General features: G+C 39.6%; 21 protein-coding genes, 1 tRNA gene and 1 pseudogene. 18 read left to right on the forward strand and 5 right to left on the reverse strand.

Annotated features, from left to right (window positions below; translation table 11 throughout):
• The first annotated feature begins 7 nt into the window (after nucleotides 1-7).
• A complete protein-coding gene (locus RCG19_RS18560) occupies nucleotides 8-373 on the forward strand; it encodes a Na-translocating system protein MpsC family protein (protein WP_166242054.1) in 366 nt (121 codons plus the stop codon).
• 51 nt (nucleotides 374-424) lie between these two features.
• Nucleotides 425-922 carry a carbonic anhydrase gene (locus RCG19_RS18565; protein ID WP_308108311.1) on the forward strand — a complete coding sequence of 166 codons (498 nt, stop codon included), beginning with the start codon at nucleotides 425-427 and terminating at the stop codon, nucleotides 920-922.
• A gap of 120 nt (nucleotides 923-1,042) precedes the next feature.
• Here RCG19_RS18565 and RCG19_RS18570 read toward each other — a convergent pair.
• Nucleotides 1,043-1,116: transfer RNA gene (locus RCG19_RS18570), tRNA-Arg, on the reverse strand.
• A gap of 205 nt (nucleotides 1,117-1,321) precedes the next feature.
• On the reverse strand, nucleotides 1,322-2,065 hold the full coding sequence (locus RCG19_RS18575; RefSeq protein WP_308108312.1) for a YwaF family protein: 744 nt from the start codon (nucleotides 2,063-2,065) through the stop codon (nucleotides 1,322-1,324).
• A gap of 226 nt (nucleotides 2,066-2,291) precedes the next feature.
• Here RCG19_RS18575 and mutS point away from each other — a divergent pair, with 226 nt between their 5' ends.
• A complete protein-coding gene (mutS, locus tag RCG19_RS18580) occupies nucleotides 2,292-4,883 on the forward strand; it encodes a DNA mismatch repair protein MutS (protein ID WP_308108313.1) in 2,592 nt (863 codons plus the stop codon).
• 12 nt (nucleotides 4,884-4,895) lie between these two features.
• The gene (mutL, locus tag RCG19_RS18585) at nucleotides 4,896-6,773 is read left to right on the forward strand and encodes a DNA mismatch repair endonuclease MutL (RefSeq protein WP_308108314.1); all 1,878 of its coding nucleotides are present in this window, start codon (nucleotides 4,896-4,898) and stop codon (nucleotides 6,771-6,773) included.
• A gap of 194 nt (nucleotides 6,774-6,967) precedes the next feature.
• Here mutL and mreBH read toward each other — a convergent pair whose 3' ends face one another.
• Entirely contained in the window at nucleotides 6,968-7,975 is a 1,008-nt protein-coding gene (gene mreBH, locus RCG19_RS18590) for a rod-share determining protein MreBH (RefSeq protein WP_308108315.1), read from the reverse strand.
• 307 nt (nucleotides 7,976-8,282) lie between these two features.
• Here mreBH and miaA point away from each other — a divergent pair, with 307 nt between their 5' ends.
• The 3 genes from miaA to spoVK all read left to right on the forward strand — a co-directional run bounded on the left by miaA (nucleotide 8,283) and on the right by spoVK (nucleotide 10,650).
• Complete coding sequence (gene miaA, locus RCG19_RS18595; RefSeq protein ID WP_308111027.1) at nucleotides 8,283-9,236, forward strand: tRNA (adenosine(37)-N6)-dimethylallyltransferase MiaA; 954 nt, start codon at nucleotides 8,283-8,285, stop codon at nucleotides 9,234-9,236.
• 28 nt (nucleotides 9,237-9,264) lie between these two features.
• On the forward strand, nucleotides 9,265-9,495 hold the full coding sequence (hfq, locus tag RCG19_RS18600; RefSeq protein WP_007083878.1) for an RNA chaperone Hfq: 231 nt from the start codon (nucleotides 9,265-9,267) through the stop codon (nucleotides 9,493-9,495).
• 207 nt (nucleotides 9,496-9,702) lie between these two features.
• Nucleotides 9,703-10,650: a stage V sporulation protein K gene (gene spoVK, locus RCG19_RS18605; protein WP_308108316.1), complete on the forward strand. Its 948-nt coding sequence runs from the start codon at nucleotides 9,703-9,705 to the stop codon at nucleotides 10,648-10,650.
• Nucleotides 10,651-10,682: 32 nt separating this feature from the next.
• On the opposite strand, the gene RCG19_RS18610 is transcribed toward spoVK, so the two are convergent.
• On the reverse strand, nucleotides 10,683-11,288 hold the full coding sequence (locus RCG19_RS18610; RefSeq protein ID WP_308108317.1) for a trimeric intracellular cation channel family protein: 606 nt from the start codon (nucleotides 11,286-11,288) through the stop codon (nucleotides 10,683-10,685).
• Between the two features lie 379 nt (nucleotides 11,289-11,667).
• Here RCG19_RS18610 and hflX point away from each other — a divergent pair.
• From hflX to glnA, 4 genes and pseudogenes are all read left to right on the forward strand, one after another.
• Nucleotides 11,668-12,935, forward strand: a pseudogene (hflX, locus tag RCG19_RS18615) (GTPase HflX).
• Nucleotides 12,936-12,939: 4 nt separating this feature from the next.
• On the forward strand, nucleotides 12,940-14,211 hold the full coding sequence (locus tag RCG19_RS18620) for a methionine gamma-lyase family protein (protein WP_308108318.1): 1,272 nt from the start codon (nucleotides 12,940-12,942) through the stop codon (nucleotides 14,209-14,211).
• Between the two features lie 172 nt (nucleotides 14,212-14,383).
• Nucleotides 14,384-14,758 carry a MerR family transcriptional regulator gene (locus RCG19_RS18625; protein WP_166242060.1) on the forward strand — a complete coding sequence of 125 codons (375 nt, stop codon included), beginning with the start codon at nucleotides 14,384-14,386 and terminating at the stop codon, nucleotides 14,756-14,758.
• A 34-nt stretch (nucleotides 14,759-14,792) separates the two neighbouring features.
• Nucleotides 14,793-16,127, forward strand: a complete 1,335-nt coding sequence (gene glnA / locus RCG19_RS18630) for a type I glutamate--ammonia ligase (RefSeq protein WP_308108319.1) — start codon at nucleotides 14,793-14,795, stop codon at nucleotides 16,125-16,127.
• Nucleotides 16,128-16,231: 104 nt separating this feature from the next.
• On the opposite strand, the gene lexA is transcribed toward glnA, so the two are convergent.
• Nucleotides 16,232-16,855: a transcriptional repressor LexA gene (gene lexA / locus RCG19_RS18635; RefSeq protein ID WP_308108320.1), complete on the reverse strand. Its 624-nt coding sequence runs from the start codon at nucleotides 16,853-16,855 to the stop codon at nucleotides 16,232-16,234.
• Between the two features lie 161 nt (nucleotides 16,856-17,016).
• Between lexA and RCG19_RS18640 the strand changes: the two genes are divergently transcribed.
• The 7 genes from RCG19_RS18640 to RCG19_RS18670 all read left to right on the forward strand — a co-directional run bounded on the left by RCG19_RS18640 (nucleotide 17,017) and on the right by RCG19_RS18670 (nucleotide 23,372).
• Complete coding sequence (locus RCG19_RS18640) at nucleotides 17,017-17,343, forward strand: cell division suppressor protein YneA (RefSeq protein ID WP_308108321.1); 327 nt, start codon at nucleotides 17,017-17,019, stop codon at nucleotides 17,341-17,343.
• 12 nt (nucleotides 17,344-17,355) lie between these two features.
• Nucleotides 17,356-18,003: a YneB family resolvase-like protein gene (locus tag RCG19_RS18645; RefSeq protein ID WP_308108322.1), complete on the forward strand. Its 648-nt coding sequence runs from the start codon at nucleotides 17,356-17,358 to the stop codon at nucleotides 18,001-18,003.
• A gap of 77 nt (nucleotides 18,004-18,080) precedes the next feature.
• A complete protein-coding gene (locus tag RCG19_RS18650) occupies nucleotides 18,081-18,311 on the forward strand; it encodes a DUF896 domain-containing protein (RefSeq protein WP_166241943.1) in 231 nt (76 codons plus the stop codon).
• Between the two features lie 165 nt (nucleotides 18,312-18,476).
• On the forward strand, nucleotides 18,477-20,483 hold the full coding sequence (gene tkt, locus RCG19_RS18655) for a transketolase (protein ID WP_308108323.1): 2,007 nt from the start codon (nucleotides 18,477-18,479) through the stop codon (nucleotides 20,481-20,483).
• 220 nt (nucleotides 20,484-20,703) lie between these two features.
• Nucleotides 20,704-21,144 carry a sporulation inhibitor of replication protein SirA gene (gene sirA, locus RCG19_RS18660; protein WP_166241948.1) on the forward strand — a complete coding sequence of 147 codons (441 nt, stop codon included), beginning with the start codon at nucleotides 20,704-20,706 and terminating at the stop codon, nucleotides 21,142-21,144.
• Nucleotides 21,145-21,217: 73 nt separating this feature from the next.
• Nucleotides 21,218-21,433 (forward strand): YneF family protein, encoded by a 216-nt coding sequence (locus tag RCG19_RS18665; RefSeq protein WP_007083891.1) that lies wholly within the window; start codon nucleotides 21,218-21,220, stop codon nucleotides 21,431-21,433.
• Nucleotides 21,434-21,620: 187 nt separating this feature from the next.
• On the forward strand, nucleotides 21,621-23,372 hold the full coding sequence (locus RCG19_RS18670; RefSeq protein ID WP_308108324.1) for an ABC transporter transmembrane domain-containing protein: 1,752 nt from the start codon (nucleotides 21,621-21,623) through the stop codon (nucleotides 23,370-23,372).
• Nucleotide 23,373 lies beyond the last annotated feature (1 nt).

Below are 23,373 nucleotides of genomic sequence, written 5' to 3' on the forward strand. Positions count from 1 at the left end.
AATCGATATGGAAAAATCAAAAGGAATGCTTGAAGCTGAAATAAGCAAAGCTTTAACACATTGGGAGAAAAATTATCTTGGACGAGGCTCCGTATCAGTTAAATCAGATATATTACGCGATATGGTGATTGTGAATCTTGGCGCAATTTTAACTCCAGCAGAATATGAAGTATGTCGGGATAAAGAAGGCTTGTTATCGGTAAAAGAATATCGCCATAGTTTAGTGGAATCCGGACTGAATGATTTAAAGGAAATTATCTTAAAGTTAACAGGGGAAGAAGTAATTAGCTTTCACACCGATCTTAGTACACAAACTGGAGAACGAGCAATGATCTTTAAGCTTGCCAGCAATCTTCAAAGTAAATTATGTTAAAGCATCAGAATTTGTATAGAGTACGATATAAATGAAGAAAGAGGTGATTTGATGTCTAGAGATGAAAAGAAAAAAGTACTATATGTGATTGGTATGGATCATAGAGTAGAACGTTTTATTAAAAAAGAAACCAATGTCAATCCGGAAAATATAATAATCTTACAAAGATATCAACCACTCATTTCACACCCCCTCGACGAAATAATGAGGGACATCATCATTGCGGTCTTTAAGGAAAATGTTGAAGAAATCGTTGTTGCCTTCACAGATGATTATCAAAAAAACACGGAGGATATACTAATCCATATTAATAAAAACAAAGAAACAAAGGATAAGATTAAAACACTGGAGTATCTTTTTAATAATACCAAGCCGGAATTTCCCGCGGGTACGGTAAGTGAATGGTTACAGGGAGGCAAAACATTAAGGGATGGTGTCCAAAAAACAGTTCACACCATTCGCCATCATCCGCTGCTCCCATCGCATGTAAAGGTCAAGGAATTATTTATTAAACAGGATAATGAAAAGCTAACTGGAATTGTTGTCTAAGAAATTATTTAACTAACTGAAAACACAGTTTAATAGTAGATATGGATGAAAGATATGCTCATATTTTTAAAACTATAATAGTTAAAACAAAAAAACCTTGCAATGGCAAGGTTTTTTAAACGTCCCGAAGAGGATTCGAACCTCCGACCTACAGTTTAGGAAACTGTTGCTCTATCCTGCTGAGCTATCGGGACAAGGTAAAACTAATATATTTTGTTTTTCACACATAAAAAGTATTTCCCGTCCTGATCTCAGAAAGATGAATCAGGAAGTGGTTCGATCAGTACGCTGAAGCAAAATCACTGGAGCATATTCGAACGTGCTGAGCTATCGGGACACTTATTAGGAACGTTTCTTATTATAATGATTTTATCGAAAAAGGTCAATAAAAAGATGTAATTATTGGAATGGTTCGTCCCTAGACACTTCTATTCTTACAGCGGCCTTTTCCCTGAATATAGCCCAAATGATTAAACTTAATGATAGTAACAATCCCTCAAGAGATAAAATATACCAAGGGTACGGCCCCAGAACATCTAATAAACTGGCACTGTCTGGCTTGTGGCTTAGAAACATATAATTTCCGCCAACTAGTTTATTGATGAACATAATAATTGGCATCAATACATTCAAAAAGATAAATAATTTTACTACAGACCAAATTGTTGGCCGATATCCTTTTGCCCACGTAAAATAGAGTGGAACCCAGATGATGATTAAATGAGTATAAAAGAAATGAAAAAATCGAAAGTGTGGGAAGTCATAATTTAATAAGGGAGTGAATATTGCCTGAGATGCACCTAATATTGCGGTAAATAATAGAATTTCATAAATGATTTTTTTTCTTGTCAGTAATAAAGACACAGTTAATATAAGACTAATGCTGCATAATTCCAATGGGATGGCATGGCTGACATTCCAGCTGCCATTAATCAACATCCAAATATGATAAGTTGTTTCTATTAATAGTAACGAAATGGCAATCCCGATTTCAGCAGCGCGCCATTTCTCTGTTTTTAATTTATCTCTATATATAAATAGTAGTGCCGAACCCGAAATACAAATGGATATAATCACAAAATGGCTGACGGAATACATTTCAAAGTCATAGTTTTTGTAACTGCGGGCAAACCAACCTGACATGTAACCACCTCAAATTTAATAATAGTTAATAAATATTATTCGATAAAGCCGGTCTCTATCCTCTAATTAAATTTATGGAGGATTTTCTGATTCTTATTTTCCTTATAAGATTAAAAAGTATAGGTTTCCGTTATTATGGAAAATATTCGACGGGTCTGATGTTCCTGATTTATGTTATAATAGTTTGTCGAAGTAAGTAGAAATGAATATAATCGTGGAGGTCATTATGGCTGGTTATACGCCGATGATACAACAATATTTAACCGTAAAGGCAGATTATCAAGATGCCTTTTTATTTTTTCGCTTAGGCGATTTTTACGAAATGTTTTTTGACGATGCAATTAAGGCATCCCAGGAATTAGAAATAACACTAACTAGCCGCGATGGCGGTACTATTCCGATGTGCGGAGTCCCATACCATGCTGCTGCTACCTATATAGAGCAACTGATTTCTAGAGGGTACAAAGTGGCGATTGCCGAACAAATGGAAGACGCCAAACAAACTAAAGGTATGGTGAGACGCGAAGTTGTTCAGTTGATTACACCGGGAACGGTCATGGATGGTAAGGGGTTAAATGATAAAGAGAATAATTATATTGCCTCTATTACTGCATTTGACGATCAAACCTTTGGTTTTGCATATAACGACATCTCAACGGGCGAAAGCAGGGTAACCTTGCTTTCAAGTAATTTTGATGATGTATTAAATGAACTTTCGGTATTAAGTGCTAAAGAGGTAGTCATTGCAAGCAGCTTTGACGAGAATCTGCAGAAGAAAATGCAGGAGCGTAATGTCCTCGCTATTTCAATTGAGGATAATAGTTCACTAGATATAAATTTTTCACATCTTCTGGAAGACCTTAATCAAGATAAATTGAAGCAAACAGCTGCAAGGCTGTTTAACTATTTATACAGATCACAGAAGAGAAGTCTAGACCATCTACAAGTAGTTACCACCTATCAAATTCATCAATATATGAAAATTGATTACTATTCAAAGCGCAATCTAGAATTAACAGAGACGATCCGTTCCAAAGGGAAAAAGGGCTCATTATTATGGCTGCTTGATGAGACAATGACCGCCATGGGCGGCAGGATGTTAAAGCACTGGATTGATCGTCCGTTAATTAATCAGTCCGAAATTGAGCATCGCCAACAAATTGTTGAAGTGTTAATGAATCAATATTTTGAACGCCAGGAGCTTCGAGAAAAATTAAAAGAAGTATACGATTTGGAGCGATTAGCAGGTCGGGTGGCATTTGGCAATGTCAATGCCCGGGATTTAGTGCAACTAAAGCGCTCCTTACCGCAAGTACCATTTTTAAAAGAAATCCTGCAGCAAATGCAAAATGAAGAAGTAGCAAAAATCGCTGCAGATCTTGATCCATGTGAAGAAGTCACCGATTTGTTAGAGCAGGCGATTGTTGAAAATCCTCCATTATCTTTAAAAGAAGGTAATATGATTCGTGACGGGTACAATGACCAGCTTGATCAATATCGAGATGCCAGCCGTAACGGAAAAACATGGATTGCCCAGCTTGAACGGGAAGAGCGCGAAAAAACAGGGATTAAATCATTGAAAGTTGGTTATAACCGCGTTTTTGGCTATTATATCGAGGTTACGCGTGCAAATCTGCATCTTTTGGAAGAGGGTCAGTATGAGCGCAAGCAAACATTAACGAATGCGGAGCGTTATATTACTCCTGCCTTAAAAGAAAAAGAGGCGTTAATATTACAAGCGGAAGAAAAATGCGGAGAGCTTGAGTATGATTTGTTTACCGAGATTCGCGAGATTGTGAAGGAACAGATTCCGCGCCTACAGGCATTGGCAAAATCAGTAAGCGAGCTTGATGTACTTCAATGTTTTGCGCAAGTCAGTGAGGAGCGGCACTATGTGAAACCGCAGTTTTCATCGGAACGTCGTGTAGCCATTAAGGACGGGCGTCATCCTGTTGTTGAAAAAGTATTAAACTCCCAAGAATATGTTCCGAATGACTGTCAGATGGATAGTGATCGGGAAGTCTTGCTGATTACAGGCCCAAATATGTCAGGTAAAAGTACGTACATGCGGCAGGTAGCCTTGACGGCCATCCTAGCGCAAATAGGCTGTTATGTGCCGGCATCTGAGGCTGTATTGCCAATATTTGATCAGGTATTTACACGAATTGGCGCAGCCGACGATCTGATTTCCGGTCAAAGTACGTTCATGGTTGAAATGTTAGAAGCGAAAAATGCGATTACGAATGCAACACAAAACAGCTTAATTTTGTTTGATGAAATCGGCCGTGGAACGTCTACCTATGATGGAATGGCGTTGGCGCAGGCAATTATTGAATATATTCATGAGCGGATTGGGGCGAAAACCTTATTTTCTACCCATTATCATGAACTAACGGTGTTGAATGAAGAGCTTTCAAAATTGAAAAATGTTCATGTCAGTGCCATTGAACACAATGGGAAGGTCGTCTTCCTTCACAAAATTAAAGAGGGGCCAGCAGATAAAAGTTACGGAATTCATGTGGCCCAACTTGCGGAGCTGCCTGCGGAATTAATCAGCAGGGCAAATGAAATTTTAACTGCATTGGAGCAGTCGGATGAACAACCTATTCCTGTTAAAATAGCAGAAGTAATCAAAGAAAAACCGCAAGTGCAGCCGGCGCAGCTTTCATTTTTTGATGAACCGAAAGAGCCAAAAAAGCACGAATTTACAACTAAGGAAAAACGGGTGTTAGAGAAAATAAAAGAATTGGATTTATTAGATGTTACACCACTTCATGCGATAAATGTCTTATTTGAGCTTCAGAAAAAGTTAAAGTAGGGGGTAATGGCGATGGGAAGGATTATCCAATTAGATGATGCCCTATCCAATAAAATAGCGGCGGGCGAAGTGGTTGAACGTCCCGCCTCCGTTGTGAAAGAACTTGTTGAAAATGCGATTGATGCTGGCAGTACTGTCATTGAAATAGAAGTTGAGGAAGCAGGACTTGCCAAAATACGCATTACCGATAATGGATACGGAATTGACGAAGAGGATGTGTTAATCGCCTTCCAGCGCCATGCTACCAGTAAAATCAAGGACGAAAATGATTTGTTCCGCATCCGTACCCTTGGTTTCCGAGGTGAAGCATTGCCAAGTATTGCCTCTGTTTCACGGCTTGAAATGAAGACCTCCACTGGAGAGGGTGCTGGTAATCGAGTGGTGATAGAGGGCGGAAAAGTAGTTGTGTTTGAAAAAGCATCCGCTAGACGGGGCACAGACCTTACGATTACCGATTTATTTTTCAATACGCCTGCACGCTTAAAATACATGAAGACCATTCATACAGAGCTCGGGAATATAACCGATGTCGTCAACCGGCTAGCTCTGTCCCATCCTGAGGTTGCCTTCCGTTTAATTCATAATGAACGGAAACTATTGCAAACAAACGGGAACGGCGATGTTCGACAGGTTCTTGCAGCGATTTACGGGATGGCGATAGCTAAGCAGCTTGTTCCTATTGAGGGGAAGTCACTTGATTATAAAATCAGCGGATTTGCTTCGATGCCGGAGGTAACAAGGGCCTCAAGAAATTATATTTCGACAATGATTAATGGCCGCTTTATCAAAAATTATCCGTTAGCGAAAGCAATACAGGAAGGCTATCATACGCTGTTGCCAATTGGCAGATTTCCAATTGTGCTCCTGAATATTGAGATGGATCCGTTGCTCGTGGATGTCAATGTGCATCCTTCGAAAATGGAGGTTCGAATCAGTAAGGAAGCGGAACTAGATGAGCTAGTATCGACCATTATTAAAGATACCTTTAAATCGAAGATCTTAATTCCTACCGCCTACACACATGTGAAAAAAGATGAAGCTAAATCCGAACAGACTTCGTTGATTTTGGATGAAGGCACTTCTAGTACGAAAGACATTCAAAGGGAATGGCAGGATCGTGTGCAAACAGTTCAGGAGTCTAGGATAATTCCAGTTTCACCGATACCTGTAGGACCGGAAATTGAAGAGGAAGAAATGGCTTGGGAACCACCAATGTCGTATTTTGAATCAGAAGAGAATGTTGTCAAATCAAATAGGGATTCACTTGAAAATGAACAAATAAAAACAACTAGCGATCAAGCTGAGAGTAGAATTCCACGTCTCTATCCAATCGGGCAAATGCACGGGACATATATTTTTGCCCAAAATGAAAACGGCTTATATATCATTGACCAGCACGCGGCCCAGGAACGTCTGAAGTATGAGTATTTTCGGGAAAAGGTGGGACAGGTTCAATCTGAACTGCAGGAAATGCTCGTACCGATTACTTTCGAATACTCTACTGATGAATATGTGAAAATAATGGAGAATTTAACTGAACTTGAAAAAGTGGGCGTGTTTCTTGAAGAATTCGGTATGAATAGTTTCATTGTCCGATCGCATCCCCAATGGTTACCAAAAGGGGATGAAAAGCAGATTATTGAAGATATGATTGAACAGATGTTATCAATGAAAAAGGTAGATATCAAAAAGCTCCGGGAAGAAGCGGCGATCATGATGAGCTGTAAAGCATCGATCAAAGCGAACCGCCATTTGCGGACTGATGAAATCCAAGCACTTCTGGATGATTTGCGTAAGGCATCTGACCCGTTTACTTGTCCGCATGGGAGACCGATCATCGTGCATTATAGTGTTTATGAAATGGAAAAGATGTTTAAACGTGTAATGTAATTAATTGTTACCGAGAACCTTAAATTGGAGGTAAATCGGTAACAAAAAAAGGTTAATGTGATCACGAGCTCAAAAAAATCACTGCAATGGGAACAATAATGTGTCCTTTGTTACCAAAAATCCAAAAAATGATATACTGGTCACATACAAAAGGCTGAAGGGCAAATGTCCCTTCAGCCTTTGTTGTATCCTCATTATTTTACAGCCGCAAGCAATTTACTCATATATTGCAAGGCTTGTCCGGTTCCTACTGCTACAGATTCAAGAGGGCTTGGCGCAAGCTGCACTGGTACCACAATTTCTTCACTGAGCCATTTTTCCATTCCATTCAAAAGCGCGCCTCCGCCAGTTAGAATAACACCACGGTCAACAATGTCACCGCTAAGTTCAGCAGGACAATCTTCGAGCGTAGCCCTGATGGCTTCTAAAATTTGCAAAAGTGATTCCCTTATGGCTTTACGAATTTCATATGATGATAGGTTAATAGTTTTTGGCAATCCAGTCACAAGATCACGACCGCGAACATCCATGAAAAGTTCCTCATGGTCAATAAGGGCATATCCAATTTCCATTTTGATATTTTCCGCCGTGCGTTCGCCGATTAACACATTATATTCCTTGCGCACATGCTGAATGATTTCATCATCGAGGCGGTCACCGCCCACTTTAATTGAATGGCAGGCCACTACGCCGCCGAAGGAAATAATCGCAACCTCGGTATTACCGCCGCCGATGTCGACCACCACGTTAGCCACCGGTTCATCAACAGGTAAGCCCGCGCCAATCGCTGCCGCAACTGGTTCCTCGATTAAGGAGATTTTTTTAGCACCAGCGTTTCTTACGGCATCATGGATCGCTCTTCGTTCCACACTTGTTGAACCAGATGGAATACAAACGACCACATTCGGTTTACGAATCGCAAAGCCCGCTTTTTTAGATGCTTTTTTCATTACGTGCTTCAACATTTCAGTTGTTAAATCAAAATCAGCAATGACCCCATCCTTTAATGGGCGGATAGCCATGATTTTTTCCGGAGTTTTCCCGATCATTTCTTTTGCCTCAAGTCCAACAGCTACCACATTTTTTGTTTCTGTATCGATAGCCACAACGGAGGGCTCGTTAAGGGCGATTCCTTTGTTTTTGCTATATACCAATATATTTGCTGTTCCTAAATCAATTCCAATTTCAAATGTAGAAAGCATAAAATTCACCTTATTCCTATTTTTTTCATTCAAAATACACTACGAATAAGCCTAACATGAATGTGGGGGTATGGAGCCGTTTGTAAATGAACCGTTATTGAATTGTAACCATACAAGAAATATTTCACATCTTTGTGACATAAAGGGATTTCATATTATATACGTTAAAAACGCATAGAAAAATAAAACTTTGACCATACTTAATTGATGTTCAACTGCTTATCAAAATATGTGGTACGATAGAATAGTGAGAAAGGGATACGAGAACCCTGATTCGCTGAAAACGGAATAAGGCAGTGTGAAAATAGTGGATGTAAAACAAAATTTATTGGTCATCATTGGCCCTACAGCAGTTGGAAAAACAAAATTAAGTATCGAAATGGCCAAACGTTATAATGGTGAAATTATCAGTGGGGATTCTATGCAGATTTATCGGGGCATGGATATTGGTACTGCAAAGATCACGAAGTGTGAAATGGAAGGAATTCCTCATTATTTAATCGATATCAAGGAGCCTTCAGAAAATTTTTCTGTCGCTGAATTTCAACAACTTGTTCGGGATAGAATAGATGAGATCGCCAAAAAGGGAAAGCTTCCCATCATTGTCGGGGGGACAGGGTTATATATCCAGTCTGTTATTTATGATTATCAATTTTCCGATGTTCCTGGAGATGAATCATTTCGACATAGACAAGAGGAAAGAGTAAAGGAAATTGGTAATGAAGCCCTCTACACTGAATTAAAAGAGGTTGATCCAGAAAGTGCTGCACAAATTCATCCCAATAATATTAGAAGGGTGATTCGCGCCCTAGAAATAGTTCATCTGACGGGGAAAACGATGCAAGATTACCAAAGTACACAACAGCGTGACCTTTTGTACAATACGGCACTTGTTGGTTTGACAATGGACCGGGAGAAACTTTATGAACGAATCAATGCCCGTGTTGATTTGATGATGGATGAAGGTCTATTGGAAGAGGTAAAGAGGTTATATCAACAAGGCCTGCGTGATTGTCAATCTATCCAAGCAATTGGGTACAAAGAAATGTATGACTATTTGGATGGGAAATTGCCATTGGTGGAAGCAGTAGAAAATCTAAAACAAAATTCAAGAAGATATGCCAAAAGGCAATTGACTTGGTTTCGCAACAAAATGGATGTACAATGGTATGACATGACGGATGTGAATAATTTCTCAAAAAAAATAGCGGAAATTTCACATTATGTTGAAGGAAAGCTTCAACTAAAATCGAATACATAGTAGTAGAGATTAAAGAGGAGGATATACAATGAAAACAACCATTAATATTCAAGACCAATTCTTAAACCAGTGCCGTAAAGACAACACTCACGTAACGGTGTTCCTTCTAAACGGTTTTCAATTAAGAGGGCAGATTAAAGGGTTTGATAATTTTACCGTGCTTTTTGAATCAGAGGGGAAACAGCAATTAGTATTTAAACATGCCATTTCAACCTTTGCACCACAAAGAAATGTCCAACTGGAATTGGATAATCAATAATCGATAACCCATTCGTGTAAATGGAGTCCACACTGCGTGGACTCTTTTTTTTCAAGAATGTAACTTTCGCTAGAAAATCTTTTTTAATGAATTTCAATAGTTGTGAATACATATTAGAATGAAGGATTTTGTCTAATCGAATACACTTCTGAGTAGCTTAAACTTGCTACCTTACGTATACTGTTTGCAGAATGAGAGGTGATAGCTTTGGATCAACCATTCCGAATGAAAAGTAACGGCCAAATTAGAGTTGTTCTTAATTCGCAAAAGAAGAAAGCTGTTACAAAGGAGTTACCTGACTTTCAAGTTGTTCCAAAGGACATTCCCCCTGAACACGCTGCTCTTAAGGAAATCGAGGAGGAGCTCGGGTCTTTGGTTGGCATGGAAGAAATGAAAAGGATGATAAAGGAAATTTATGCCTGGATTTATGTTAACAAGAAGCGAGAGGAAATGGGGCTAAAGGCTCGGAAACAAGCCCTGCATATGATGTTTAAAGGGAATCCAGGAACGGGCAAAACAACCGTAGCCAGGATAATTGGAAAGCTGTTTCAAAAAATGAATGTCCTGACAAAGGGCCACTTAATTGAGGCAGAGCGTGCTGATCTTGTTGGCGAATATATTGGCCATACAGCACAAAAGACGAGGGATTTGATCAAAAAGGCGCAAGGTGGAATTCTGTTTATTGATGAGGCCTATTCATTAGGCCGGGGCGGGGAAAAGGATTTCGGCAAAGAGGCAATCGATACATTGGTAAAGCATATGGAGGATAAACAACATGAATTTATCCTGATACTCGCTGGTTATTCCCGTGAAATGGATTATTTTTTAACCTTAAATCCAGGTCTTCATTCTCGCTTTCCGTTAGTGATTGATTTCCCTGACTATAATATTGAACAGCTGATGGATATTGCGGGTAGGATGTTGAATGAAAGGGAATACACGTTTAGTCATGAAGCTGAAAAGAAATTAAGGGATCATCTAATTTGGGTGAAGGCCGTGTTAAATCCAAATAGTTTTTCAAACGGCAGATATGTTCGCAATGTGATTGAAAAATCGGTTCGGGCGCAGGCGATGAGGTTGTTACTGTTAAATAGCTATGACAGGCATGAATTGATGACGCTAAGAAGCAATGATTTGGTATTTGAGGAGGATTAAAAAAATCGGCGGATGAGGAATCCGTCGATTTCTTAATGTGTTCTAAGCTTTTTGGTTGGCAGCTTCCAATCAAAAGTATAAGATAGTACCCGCAAGACGGTTACCAGCGTAAAAAGTGTATACAATTGCCAAGGAAGTATGGCAATCTTAAGTCCGATAATCAAGCCTGCCAGAATCGCCCATACCGCATAAATTTCAGCTCTTAAGACAATCGGTTTTCTCCCGGCTAATAAATCACGGATAATCCCGCCGCCAATCCCCGTCATAACCGCTGCAACAATTACGGCACTAAGCGGGTGATTCATATTCGCGGCATACATGGCGCCTTGAATGGCAAAAGCGGATAAGCCGATTGCGTCGAACAGGTTTCCCCATTTTTGCCAATGCTTAAGCAGATTACTTGGAAATAAAAATACCGCAGTAATCGACAACAAGGCAATTTGAAAAAATAAACCTTGTTCCCATAAGGCGGAGACCGGTACGCCGATTAACAAGTTTCGAATGGCACCGCCGCCAAAAGCGGTAACGATCCCTAATATATAAACACCTAAAATATCATATTCCTCTTCCATGGCCACAATTGCGCCGCTGACGGCAAAGGCAATGGTGCCAATCATACTTAGTACTTCCCATGTCATGATTATCTGATTTCTCCTCGTTGATCTATCTATAAAAACACTATAACAATAGTAAAAAATGTTTTATCACAAACATTAACATTTTAACATGTAAGCGGAAAATTACAACCACATTTTATATGGAAAAGGGGCGGAGCGGTGCAAAAGCGAATCGGTAAAGCCTAATTTAGTGTTGATATGAATGGTTAGACAATGAATGAAGGGACCTTTTGCTCTGCTCACACCGCCTTTATTAAGTGACAAAGGCTTGTTTGCTGAAATTATTTCCGTGATAGTAGATAGGGTGGAACCTTTTATAGGTTTTCTGGGATAATTAGTGATTATAGCTGTTTTTTGTTATGATGAATGGTAGAGCTCAATTGGGAAGGAAGGATGCCTTTTGGAACAAAAGGAAACGAAAGAGAAAGCAATTCTTGTTGGCTGTCAAACCCAGGATAATGATGATGTACGTTTTCACTATTCTATGGAAGAGTTAGGTTCGTTAACGGAAACAGCTCAGGGCGAAGTGTTGATCTCGGTTGTCCAAAAAGGGATCGGGTTCATAGGGCAACATATATAGGGAAAGGGAAAGTGGAGGAACTAAATGCGCTTGTTGAGGAACTTGAAGCTGATATAGTCATTTTTAATGATGAGCTTTCACCAAGTCAAAAGCGAAATCTGGCCTCCGAAATAAATGCGCGGATCATTGATCGCACCCAGCTTATATTAGATATTTTTGCACAAAGGGCTCGCTCAAAAGAAGGGAAACTCCAGGTTGAACTTGCGCAGCTGCAATACATCCTACCACGGCTTGCCGGCCAAGGGATAGCGTTATCGCGACTTGGAGCCGGGATTGGGACAAGAGGTCCCGGAGAAACAAAGTTGGAATCAGATCGAAGGCATATCCGCCGTAGAATAGATGATATTAAAACCCAGCTATCGGTCATTGTTCAGCACCGCGAGCGCTACAGGGAAAGAAGAAAGAAAAACAAAACTTTTCAGGTCGCGATTATCGGTTATACAAATGCAGGGAAATCAACCCTTTTTAATCGTTTATCTGAAGCGAATTCTTATGAAGAAAATCAATTGTTTGCGACCCTTGACCCAATGACACGTAAATTAATTTTACCAAGTGGATTCATATCTTTAATTACTGATACCGTTGGATTTATTCAGGATCTCCCAACGGCGCTAATTGCGGCATTTCGCTCAACGCTTGAGGAGGTAAAGGAAGCGGACTTGCTCCTGCATGTGGTCGATATGTCGAACCCGGATTATTTTCAACACGAAAAGACGGTAAAGAAACTGCTTGATGATTTGGAAGTAAAAGATATTCCACAGTTAACTGTTTATAATAAAAAGGACCAACAGCATCCTGATTTTGTTCCAACTGCCGATACGCCGACCGCCTTTATTAGTGCTTTTGATGAAAAAGATCGTCATGCGTTAAAAGAAAAAATGGAGAAGGTAATCATTGAACGGATGACTCCATTTGAGGTCCAGGTTCCCTCGACTGAAGGTAAGCTGCTGTCGCAATTAAAGAATGAAACCATCCTTAGGGAACTAACATTTGAAGAAGAAGGACAGTTCTATCGCTGCAAAGGGTTTGCGTTAAAAGATCATCAAATTACAGGACAATTACAGAAATTTAACATAAGATTGGAGTAACAACATGTTTCAACAGCTAAAAAATGGGGAAAACCTTCAGCCGCTTGTAAGTGAAGTCGAAAAACAAATTGCTAAGGTACATAAAGAAATCGATGAAAAAATTGAAATGAATCAGTTTCGGGTATTAAGAAGTTTTCAAAACAACCGGGTAAGTGATTCACACTTTATTCCGTCAACAGGGTATGGGTACGATGATATTGGCAGAGACACCTTAGAGTCAGTCTATGCAGATGTATTTGGCGGAGAAGCAGGACTTGTCAGGCCGCAAATCATTTCTGGCACGCATGCCATTTCGATTGCCTTATTCGGTGTGCTCCGCCCCGGCGATGAGCTTCTATATATCACAGGGAAACCTTATGATACCTTGGAAGAAATCGTAGGAATTCGTGGGAATGGAGTCGGATCGTTAAGAGAATTCGGCATTTCCTACGATAGCGTGGACCTTACCAATGATGGCGGTATTGATTGGGACAACGTCGCGAAGAAAATAAAACCGAATACGAAAATGATTGGCATTCAACGTTCCAAGGGCTATGCCACAAGACCTTCTTTTACCATAGCAGAAATCGGAGAAATGATTCATTTTGTTAAAGAAATCAACCAGGACTTGGTGGTATTTGTAGATAATTGCTACGGGGAATTTGTAGAAGGGCAGGAGCCATGCCATGTGGGAGCAGATCTAATGGCAGGTTCTTTGATTAAAAACCCGGGCGGTGGGATTGCCAAGACTGGTGGATACATTGTCGGCAAAAAAAAATGGGTAGAAGCTTGTTCGTATCGAATGACATCACCGGGGATCGGGGCGGAAGCGGGTGCATCTCTTTATAGCTTGCAAGAAATGTATCAGGGCTTCTTCTTGGCTCCCCATGTAGTAGGCCAGGCTTTAAAGGGTGCAGTATTTACCGCGGCTATGCTGGAGAAATTAGGAATGAACTCCTCACCGAGATGGGATGCTAAGCGAACAGACCTAATTCAATCGGTACAGTTCAATGACCCTGATAAAATGATCGCCTTTTGCCAAGCCATTCAATTTGCATCGCCCATTAATTCTTATGTGACGCCGCACCCAAGTTATATGCCCGGATATGAAGATGATGTTATTATGGCAGCTGGGACGTTTATTCAAGGTGCGAGCATTGAGTTAACAGCAGACGGACCCATCAGACCACCATATGTAGCTTATGTTCAAGGTGGTTTAACCTATGCCCATGTGAAAATGGCCATTTGTCTTGCCGTCGATCTGTTAGTGGAAAAAGGGTTAATCGAACTGAATTAGGTGAAAATGACTGTTATGGATAACTCCAAATAGGGTTGTCCATTTTTTTATTAAATTCCATGTCAGAAAACCTAACATAGGATTGACATCTTTTCTCACACGAAATATAATACAAATATGAAAGAATAAAAGGAGGAGAAATTTGGTGAGTGGAAAGGAAATTCGTCGTTCCATGCCACTGTTTCCCATTGGAACTGTCATGCAGCTTACAGAATTAACAGCGAGACAAATCCGCTATTACGAAGAACACCAATTGATTTCTCCAGCAAGAACCGAGGGGAACAGACGGCTTTTCAGTTTGATTGATATTGATAGGTTATTAGAAATCAAGGACTTAATTGACCAAGGTGTGAATATGGCAGGTATCAAGCAACTTCTTTTGGTCAAGGAACACCAGGCTAACTTGTTGGATCAGCAAGTGGAGAAAGCACAGCGTGATATTTCGGACGATCAGCTTAGAAAGCTATTACGGAACGAATTATTGCATTCTGGCAGATTAAATCGTTCCTCCTTAAGACAGGGCGATATCTCACGTTTTTTCCATTAAACGAATTGTTTATTTAAAATTGGAGGGTATGTAAATGGCAAAGTATTCAAGAGAAGATATTAAACGTTTAGCATCAGAGGAAAACGTGAAATTTATTCGCTTACAATTTACTGATATTCTTGGAACTATTAAAAATGTTGAGATTCCTATCAGCCAATTGGAAAAGGCACTTGATAACAAAATGATGTTTGATGGTTCTTCTATTGAAGGTTTCGTAAGGATTGAAGAATCTGATATGCAGCTTTATCCTGACCTAGATACATGGGTTGTATTCCCTTGGACAGCTGAAAAAGGCAAAGTAGCCCGATTAATTTGTGATATTTACACTCCAGATGGAAAACCGTTTGCTGGTGACCCCCGAAATAATTTAAGAAGAGTATTAAAGGAAATGGAAGATCTTGGCTTTACTAGCTTCAACCTTGGACCTGAACCTGAATTCTTTCTTTTTAAATTAGATCAAAAAGGTGAGCCGACATTAGAATTGAATGATCAAGGCGGTTATTTTGATCTAGCACCAACAGATTTAGGTGAAAACTGCCGTCGGGATATCGTTCTTGAGTTAGAAGAAATGGGCTTTGAAATTGAGGCTTCTCACCATGAGGTAGCACCGGGCCAACACGAAATTGATTTTAAATATGCGGACGCATTAACAGCTTGTGACCAAATTCAAACATTTAAACTTGTAGTAAAAACAATTGCTCGTAAACATGGCTTGCATGCAACCTTCATGCCGAAACCATTATTCGGTGTCAATGGGTCTGGAATGCATATGAATCTATCATTATTTAAAGGAGGAGAAAATGCCTTCTTTGAGCCAACAGGTGATTTGCAAATGAGTGACAATGCTCGTCATTTTATTGCCGGAATTTTAAAGCACGCACCAAGCTTTACAGCCGTAACGAATCCTACTGTTAACTCTTATAAGCGTCTAGTACCGGGTTATGAGGCTCCATGTTATGTTGCCTGGTCTGCACAAAACCGTTCACCTTTGATTCGTATCCCAGCATCACGCGGTTTAAGCACTCGTGTTGAAGTACGTAGTGTGGATCCTGCAGCAAACCCATACTTGGCAATGGCAGTACTCCTTAAAGCTGGCTTAGAAGGAATTAAAAATAAATTAACTCCTCCTGCACCAGTTGACCGTAACATTTATGTGATGAGCAAGGAAGAAAGAATCGAAGAAGGAATCATTGACCTTCCTGCAACATTAGCTCAAGCATTGGATAAGTTAAAAGCAGATGAAGTGATTGTCGCTGGTCTTGGAGAGCATATTTTCGAACACTTCGTTGAGGCGAAAGAGATTGAATGGGATATGTTCCGCACAGTCGTCCATCAGTGGGAAAGAGATCAATATATGTCCATGTATTAAGAAAGAGGAAGCCTTGGCGCACGATGCGTCAGGCTTTTTCTTTTTTGTTTATTCAGGTGTTTAATAATCAAAAAAGAGAGTCGTTGCGCCCGACTCTCTTAAGCTTAATGAATATGTCGATAAACACCAATGACTTTTCCTAGAATCGAAACATTTCTTAATATAATAGGATCCATGGTGGAATTCTCGGGCTGCAGGCGGATATAATCCTTTTCCTTAAAAAATCGTTTACACGTTGCTTCGTCTTCCTCCGTCATCGCGACAACAATATCGCCGTTATTAGCAGTTTGCTGTTGTTTAACAATAACGTAATCACCATTAAGAATTCCTGCTTCTATCATACTTTCACCCATAATTTCAAGCATAAAGACATGTTCGTCAGCTGGAGCCATACTTTCGGGAAGAGGAAAATATTCTTCCACATTTTCAATTGCCGTAATGGGAAGACCTGCGGTAACTTTTCCGACCACTGGGACATTGACGACTTTGTTTCTTGGAATATTTGCAGCCTCATCCACTTCTAAAATCTCTATGGCTCTTGGTTTAGTAGGATCTCGTCGAATTAATCCCTTGCTTTCCAATCGCGCCAAATGTCCGTGTACAGTAGAACTGGATGCAAGTCCAACTGCTTCACCGATTTCCCTGACAGATGGTGGATACCCCTTACCCTTTACCTCACTCTTAATGAAATCGAGGATATCCTGCTGCCGTTTTGATATTTTTACCATGATAAAATGCACCTCGCCTGGTTAATGTTGACTATATTATAGCATGTTCCCCTATTTTATACAAACATAAGTTCGAAATAATAATTGACAACAAACAAACGTTCGAATTATAATGAAAACATCTTAAAGGGAACATACATTCTTAAAAGAGGTGCGGAATTATGAAAAAATTATGGAACAAATACTCTTATGCTATTACACTAATTATTTTAAGCTGCTCGCTTACTTTCATCCTATCATTTCAACATCATATCAACGACAGTGATCAATATGTAAAGATCACAATTTCTGAAGGGGATTCATTATGGAAAATTTCTAATCAATATGCTAGTCAGCATTCCTTATCAAATGATGAGTTTATTAGTTGGATTAAGAAGCACAATGAAAATATCAGTGATCAAATTTTTCCGGGTGAAGAAATCATTATTCCAGTAAGTAAAAGGACTTCTACATCAGGGACAGAATTAGCGAGTGCCCCTCAAGAATAGAAAGGGATTATTATGAAAGCAATCATATACTGCCGTGTCAGTACAAATAAAGACACCCAGGAAACTTCATTACATCGTCAAGAAGAGGAATTAATCTTACTTGCCAAACAATGCCAATTTGAAATTGATTCTGTTATAAAGGAACAAGCGAGTGGATATGATTTTGAGAGGGAAGGAATACTAGAAGTTTTAGAACGCATAAAAGATCCCCAGGTACAAGCATTACTAATCCAAGATGAAACGCGACTTGGAAGAGGAAACGCCAAAATAGCCCTTTTGCATTGTATATTAAAAGAGGAAATCAAACTTTATAGTATTTCTCATAATGGTGAATTAGAATTATCAGAATCAGATTCCATGGTATTAAAAATCGTCAGTATGGTGGAAGAATACCAACGAAAACTTCATAATGTGAAAATTAAACGAGGGATGAAACGTGCCGTAGACCAGGGGTATAAACCGGAAAAAAACTTAAAAAATCTTGGAAACGCCTCTGGTAGAGATAAAATTGAAGTTCCAATTGAACAAATTGTAAGATTAAGAAAAAACAACCTAACCTTTGCGGATATAGCCGCAACTTTGAGAGGTTTTGGGTATAATATTTCTAAAGCGACTGTACATAGAAGGTACCGAGAATATCTTGAATCACAAGAAGAGTAGACCTTTTGCCTTGTCATAAGGTTTTTTTTTTAGTAAAATCAGGTATCTTATACTGCTGGAAAGGAAGGATCTTTGAAATGCTATCAAAAGAAAAAATGGCACGAATTAATGAACTGGCGCGGAAATCAAAAGCAACGGGATTAACGGAATTAGAGGCAAAGGAACAATCGAAATTAAGAAGTGAGTATTTGGCAACTTTTCGTTCAAATATGCTTGATACCTTAACCAATACAAAGTTTATTGATCCTGAAGGCAAGGATGTAACACCTGAAAAACTGAAAGCAAGAAAGAGAAATACACTACATTAAAAATAGGAATGCACTTGAATGGTATTCCTTTTTACATATATCTACTTTTATAAGAAAAAATAAAAAAAATCTAACTTTTATATTTGTTTAGTAGTTGAATTAATTCAAATTGCACTATAATATAAATGGTATGTAAGTAACTGTAGACAGGAAAGGATGTAATCCATGTTTAATACTATTGATGATTTATCTGTTACCGCAATACGAACTCTAGCAATTGATGCAATCGAAAAGGCAAATTCAGGACACCCAGGGATGCCAATGGGTGCGGCACCAATGACTTATACATTATGGACACGGATTATGAATCATAACCCAAAAAATCCGCATTGGTTTAACCGTGATCGTTTTGTCTTATCTGCAGGACATGGTTCTGCTTTGTTATACAGCATGCTACATTTATCTGGTTATAATTTATCTTTGGAAGATTTGAAGCAATTCCGTCAATGGGGGAGTAAAACACCTGGGCACCCAGAGTATGGTCACACTGAAGGTGTGGAAGCAACAACTGGTCCACTTGGACAGGGAATTGCGATGGCTGTTGGGATGGCAATGGCTGAACGTCATGTCGCAAGCGTTTATAACAAAGATAACTTTGAACTTGTGAACCATTTTACATATAGTATGTGTGGTGATGGTGATTTAATGGAGGGTGTTTCTGCAGAAGCAGCATCACTTGCAGGACATTTGAAATTAGGTCGTTTGGTTGTTCTTTACGATTCAAATGATATTTCTCTTGATGGAGATTTGAATAAATCATTCTCTGAAAGTGTAAAAGAGCGATTCCAAGCCTATGGCTGGCAATATCTTCGCGTAGAAGATGGCAATAATCTTGAAGAAATTGCAAAAGCACTTGAAGAAGCAAAAAATGATTTAGACCGTCCGACAATGATTGAAGTAAGAACAGTTATCGGCTACGGCTCACCAAACCGTGCTGGAACATCAGGTGTTCATGGTTCACCACTTGGTGCCGAAGAGTTAAAGCTTACAAAAGAGGCATATAAATGGACATTTGAGGAAGATTTTCATGTACCACAGGAGGTCTATGATAACTTCCAAAAACTCATCGTCGAAAATGGTGAGAAGAAGGAAAAAGAGTGGAATGATCTTTTTGAACAGTATAAGAAGGAATACCCTGGGTTAGCAACACAGCTAGAACAAGCTTTAAACAATGAACTTCCGGAAGGCTGGGATCGAGATGTGCCAGTTTATCCTGAAGGAAAAAGCCTTGCTAGCCGTGCTTCATCTGGTGAAGCCTTAAACGGTATTGCGAAAAACCTTCCTATTTTCATCGGAGGTTCTGCAGACCTTGCAGGGTCAAATAAAACGATGATTAAAGGTACAAAAGATTATATGCCTGGTTCATACGAAGGCCGTAATTTCTGGTTCGGAGTTCGGGAGTTTGCGATGGGTGCTGCCATGAACGGTATTGCCCTTCATGGCGGAGTAAAAGTTTTTGGTGGAACTTTCTTCGTTTTCTCTGATTACCTACGTCCAGCAATTCGCTTAGCAGCGTTAATGGGATTACCAGTTACCTATGTATTCACACATGATAGTATTGCTGTTGGTGAGGATGGTCCGACACATGAGCCAATCGAACAGCTTGCTGCATTACGTGCAATGCCGGGATTATCTATCATTCGCCCAGCAGACGGTAATGAAACTGCTGCGGCATGGAAGCTTGCGGTTGAATCAACAAATAAACCAACAGCGCTTATATTGACACGTCAAGATTTACCGACATTAAAAGGAACCGATACAAATGCGTACGAAGGAGTGTCTAAAGGAGCATATGTTGTTTCACCTTCTGAGAGAGCAACTCCCGATGCCTTACTATTGGCAACTGGGTCGGAAGTAAGTCTTGCTGTTGAAGCACAAAAAGCCCTTGCAGGCGAGGGTGTACATGTTTCAGTTGTCAGCATGCCTTCATGGGATCGCTTCGATCAGCAATCGCAAGAATACAAAGATTCTGTTCTGCCAAAGACTGTGAAAAAACGTCTTGGTTTAGAAGTGGGAGCTTCATTCGGCTGGCACAAATACACCGGTGACGAGGGTGATGTTTTAGCGATAGATAAATTTGGAGCATCAGCACCTGGTGAAAAAATAATGGAAGAATACGGTTTTTCAGTTAATAATGTAGTTGCCCGAGTGAAGGCGCTATTAGAAAAATAAGAATGGTAAAGGAGAGAACGGGTTTCCCGTTCTCTTTTTTCTTGCCATTTTATGTAGGACCACAAAATATCATGGCTGTAATGCCCGGAAGTAGTTCGTAAAGCATATAAAGATATTAAATCGACAAAAATAGTGAAAGTTTTTGCCGCCGTAAGACAAAAGTTTTGCTTGTCTTTTTTTATAATAGGTAAAAGGGGTTTCAACGAAGGAGAGAACAGTGGTGAGAAAATATCAGCTATATTTAATAGAAGATGAATTTGCCGCCCATTACTTCGGAAGAGAGCGTTTATTTTTTCAGCTTTTTCAGGAACATCAAACAGCTGTCGGCGAGCTTAAATTTATAACACAAAAACAAATTTCATATATAACGAAAAGAGTAGAAGTCCTTAAAATCCATCAACTGTTTCAAAAACAACTGGGGAAAATAAAGGGATTTAGTGCGGACCATGGTGCATATACGATTTACCTAAGCGGAAAACTAAGTACGGCAAGGGTAGAAGTGTTTCAGGATTTAATTTTAGTTGAGGCAGTGGGTAGCTATGAAGCCGAAACAGCCTTTTTTGAAGTGCTGCGAAAATGCGAATCATCCTTTTTAGCTATCGATCTGGAACATGAGCGCTACGGCTGGTTAAAACCAATTAAAGAAAGAAAATTTATCTAATTGCAATGAGATATTGTCTTATCCCGTTTTATTTAGTAAACTGTATGGTAGACAACATGAAGGAGGAAGTTGAATGGGTTATTACATTCTAGTTGGTATACTAGCATTAGCAGCTGGTGTAGCGCTAGGATTTTTCATTGCTCGTAAATATATGATGAGCTACTTAAAGAAAAATCCGCCAATCAATGAACAAATGTTAAAAATGATGATGATGCAAATGGGCATGAAACCTTCGCAGAAGAAGATCAATCAAATGATGCAAGCCATGAACAAGCAGCAATCTAAATAAAACGGACAAGCACTCATTTATAATGGGTGCTTTTTTCATGCAATCCTCCTCACTCAGCGGATCACCTCTCTAATAAGCGAATCCTGTTCTAATTAAATTTCCAAATCTTTATTATTTTATAAATATTTGATAAAATATATTTTCGATAAGCTAACTCTATTTGGACTTAGCTGTTAAGGGGGTATTTATGAAAGTATTTTTAGAATTGGGCTGGTTTTTTAAACAGGAGAAAAAAGCGTACATATCTGGTGTCTGTATTTTATTACTAGTCGCATTTCTACAACTGGTTCCGCCAAAGATAATTGGCATTATTGCCGACCATATAAACGAGGGAACGATTACAAAAGCGATATTAATCGAATGGATGCTTGTATTAATAATTGTTGGGTTTACCATGTATGGCCTTAGATATTATTGGCGAATCATGATTTTTGGTTCCTCCGTTAAACTTAGTAGGATTTTAAGAAATCGTTTATATCAGCATTTTACAATGATGTCACCATCCTTTTATCAAAAAAGTCGGGTTGGCGACTTGATGGCGCATGCAACAAATGACCTTTCCGCTATTCAACAAACAGCGGGAGCGGGCGTGTTAACTCTTGTTGACTCCCTTTCGACAGGTGGATTTGTGATCCTCGCGATGGCATTTACCATCAGCTGGAAGTTAACCCTTATATGTTTAATTCCGATGCCGTTTATGGCATTATTGACAAATTGGTTTGGGACCATGCTTCACAAAAGCTTTTATAAGGCACAAGAAGCGTTCTCATCACTTAATGATAAAACCCAGGAAAGTATTACCGGGATAAAAGTGATCAAAACGTTTGGGCAGGAGAAGGAAGATATTGAAGATTTTCGTAAGCAGTCGGCAGATGTTGTTCAAAAGAATTTGGTCGTGGCGAAAATAGATTCCCTCTATGATCCTACCATTTCGATTATCACTGGTATTTCCTTTTTCTTATCGATTGCGTTTGGTGCAAAATACGTCCTAAATGACGAGCTAACGATTGGGGAATTAATTTCTTTTACGACTTATTTAGGGCTATTAATTTGGCCGATGCTGGCGTTTGGCTGGCTGTTTAACATCGTTGAACGCGGCCGTGCTTCTTATGACCGTGTAGCTGCACTTTTAAATAAAAAAATAGAAATAATCGATCATGAGAATGCATTAGGCGTCGTGCCGAATGGAGATATCCAATATAGGATTGATGACTTTACCTACCCGGGTGAAGAAAGGCCTACGCTAAGAGAGGTCGCGTACACCCTTAACAAAGGTAAAACGCTTGGCATCGTCGGTAAAACAGGCTCAGGAAAAACAACGTTGTTGAAGCTGCTGATTCGCGAGTTTGAAGGCTATAACGGTGATATTTTATTTGGTGAAAAAAAGTTGCAAGACTATAAGCTGGAAAAATTACGCGAAGCAATTGGCTATGTTCCGCAGGATCATTTCTTATTTTCAGCTACTGTGGCGGAAAATATAGCCTTAACAGATCCATCCGCCTCAATAAAAAAAATTGAAGAGGCGGGGAAACTGGCCCATATTCATGATGATATCCTCCAATTTACCGCGGGATACCAAACCGTTGTTGGCGAACGCGGGGTGTCTTTATCAGGTGGGCAAAAACAACGAATCTCCATTGCTCGCGCCCTATTAATGAACCCGGAAGTATTGCTGCTAGACGATTCATTATCGGCTGTTGATGCCAAAACAGAGGAAGCCATCCTTTCGTTCTTAATGGCGAATCGAGCAGGAAAAACAACGATTATTACTTCGCATCGATTAAGCGCCGTTCAACATGCTAATCTCATTATAGTCCTAGAAGATGGGAAAGTTGTGGAAAGAGGTACACACCAGGAACTAATGAATGTAGATGGATGGTATAAGGAAATGTATCTACATCAACAGCTAGAAGAGCTGGTTGAGCATGGGGGACATTAGG

This window comes from Neobacillus sp. OS1-2 (assembly GCF_030915505.1).
GTDB lineage: Bacteria > Bacillota > Bacilli > Bacillales > Cytobacillaceae > Neobacillus.

Excerpts from the sequence above, each read along its gene's own strand:
- RCG19_RS18560 (WP_166242054.1), top strand. The coding sequence starts at position 8 with ATGGAAAAATCAAAAGGAATGCTTGAAGCTGAAATAAGCAAAGCTTTA.
- RCG19_RS18565 (WP_308108311.1), top strand. The coding sequence starts at position 425 with ATGTCTAGAGATGAAAAGAAAAAAGTACTATATGTGATTGGTATGGAT.
- RCG19_RS18575 (WP_308108312.1), bottom strand. The coding sequence starts at position 2,065 with ATGTCAGGTTGGTTTGCCCGCAGTTACAAAAACTATGACTTTGAAATG.
- mutS (WP_308108313.1), top strand. The coding sequence starts at position 2,292 with ATGGCTGGTTATACGCCGATGATACAACAATATTTAACCGTAAAGGCA.
- mutL (WP_308108314.1), top strand. The coding sequence starts at position 4,896 with ATGGGAAGGATTATCCAATTAGATGATGCCCTATCCAATAAAATAGCG.
- mreBH (WP_308108315.1), bottom strand. The coding sequence starts at position 7,975 with ATGCTTTCTACATTTGAAATTGGAATTGATTTAGGAACAGCAAATATA.
- hfq (WP_007083878.1), top strand. The coding sequence starts at position 9,265 with ATGAAAACAACCATTAATATTCAAGACCAATTCTTAAACCAGTGCCGT.
- RCG19_RS18610 (WP_308108317.1), bottom strand. The coding sequence starts at position 11,288 with ATGACATGGGAAGTACTAAGTATGATTGGCACCATTGCCTTTGCCGTC.
- RCG19_RS18620 (WP_308108318.1), top strand. The coding sequence starts at position 12,940 with ATGTTTCAACAGCTAAAAAATGGGGAAAACCTTCAGCCGCTTGTAAGT.
- RCG19_RS18625 (WP_166242060.1), top strand. The coding sequence starts at position 14,384 with ATGCCACTGTTTCCCATTGGAACTGTCATGCAGCTTACAGAATTAACA.
- glnA (WP_308108319.1), top strand. The coding sequence starts at position 14,793 with ATGGCAAAGTATTCAAGAGAAGATATTAAACGTTTAGCATCAGAGGAA.
- lexA (WP_308108320.1), bottom strand. The coding sequence starts at position 16,855 with ATGGTAAAAATATCAAAACGGCAGCAGGATATCCTCGATTTCATTAAG.
- RCG19_RS18640 (WP_308108321.1), top strand. The coding sequence starts at position 17,017 with ATGAAAAAATTATGGAACAAATACTCTTATGCTATTACACTAATTATT.
- RCG19_RS18645 (WP_308108322.1), top strand. The coding sequence starts at position 17,356 with ATGAAAGCAATCATATACTGCCGTGTCAGTACAAATAAAGACACCCAG.
- RCG19_RS18650 (WP_166241943.1), top strand. The coding sequence starts at position 18,081 with ATGCTATCAAAAGAAAAAATGGCACGAATTAATGAACTGGCGCGGAAA.
- tkt (WP_308108323.1), top strand. The coding sequence starts at position 18,477 with ATGTTTAATACTATTGATGATTTATCTGTTACCGCAATACGAACTCTA.
- RCG19_RS18665 (WP_007083891.1), top strand. The coding sequence starts at position 21,218 with ATGGGTTATTACATTCTAGTTGGTATACTAGCATTAGCAGCTGGTGTA.
- RCG19_RS18670 (WP_308108324.1), top strand. The coding sequence starts at position 21,621 with ATGAAAGTATTTTTAGAATTGGGCTGGTTTTTTAAACAGGAGAAAAAA.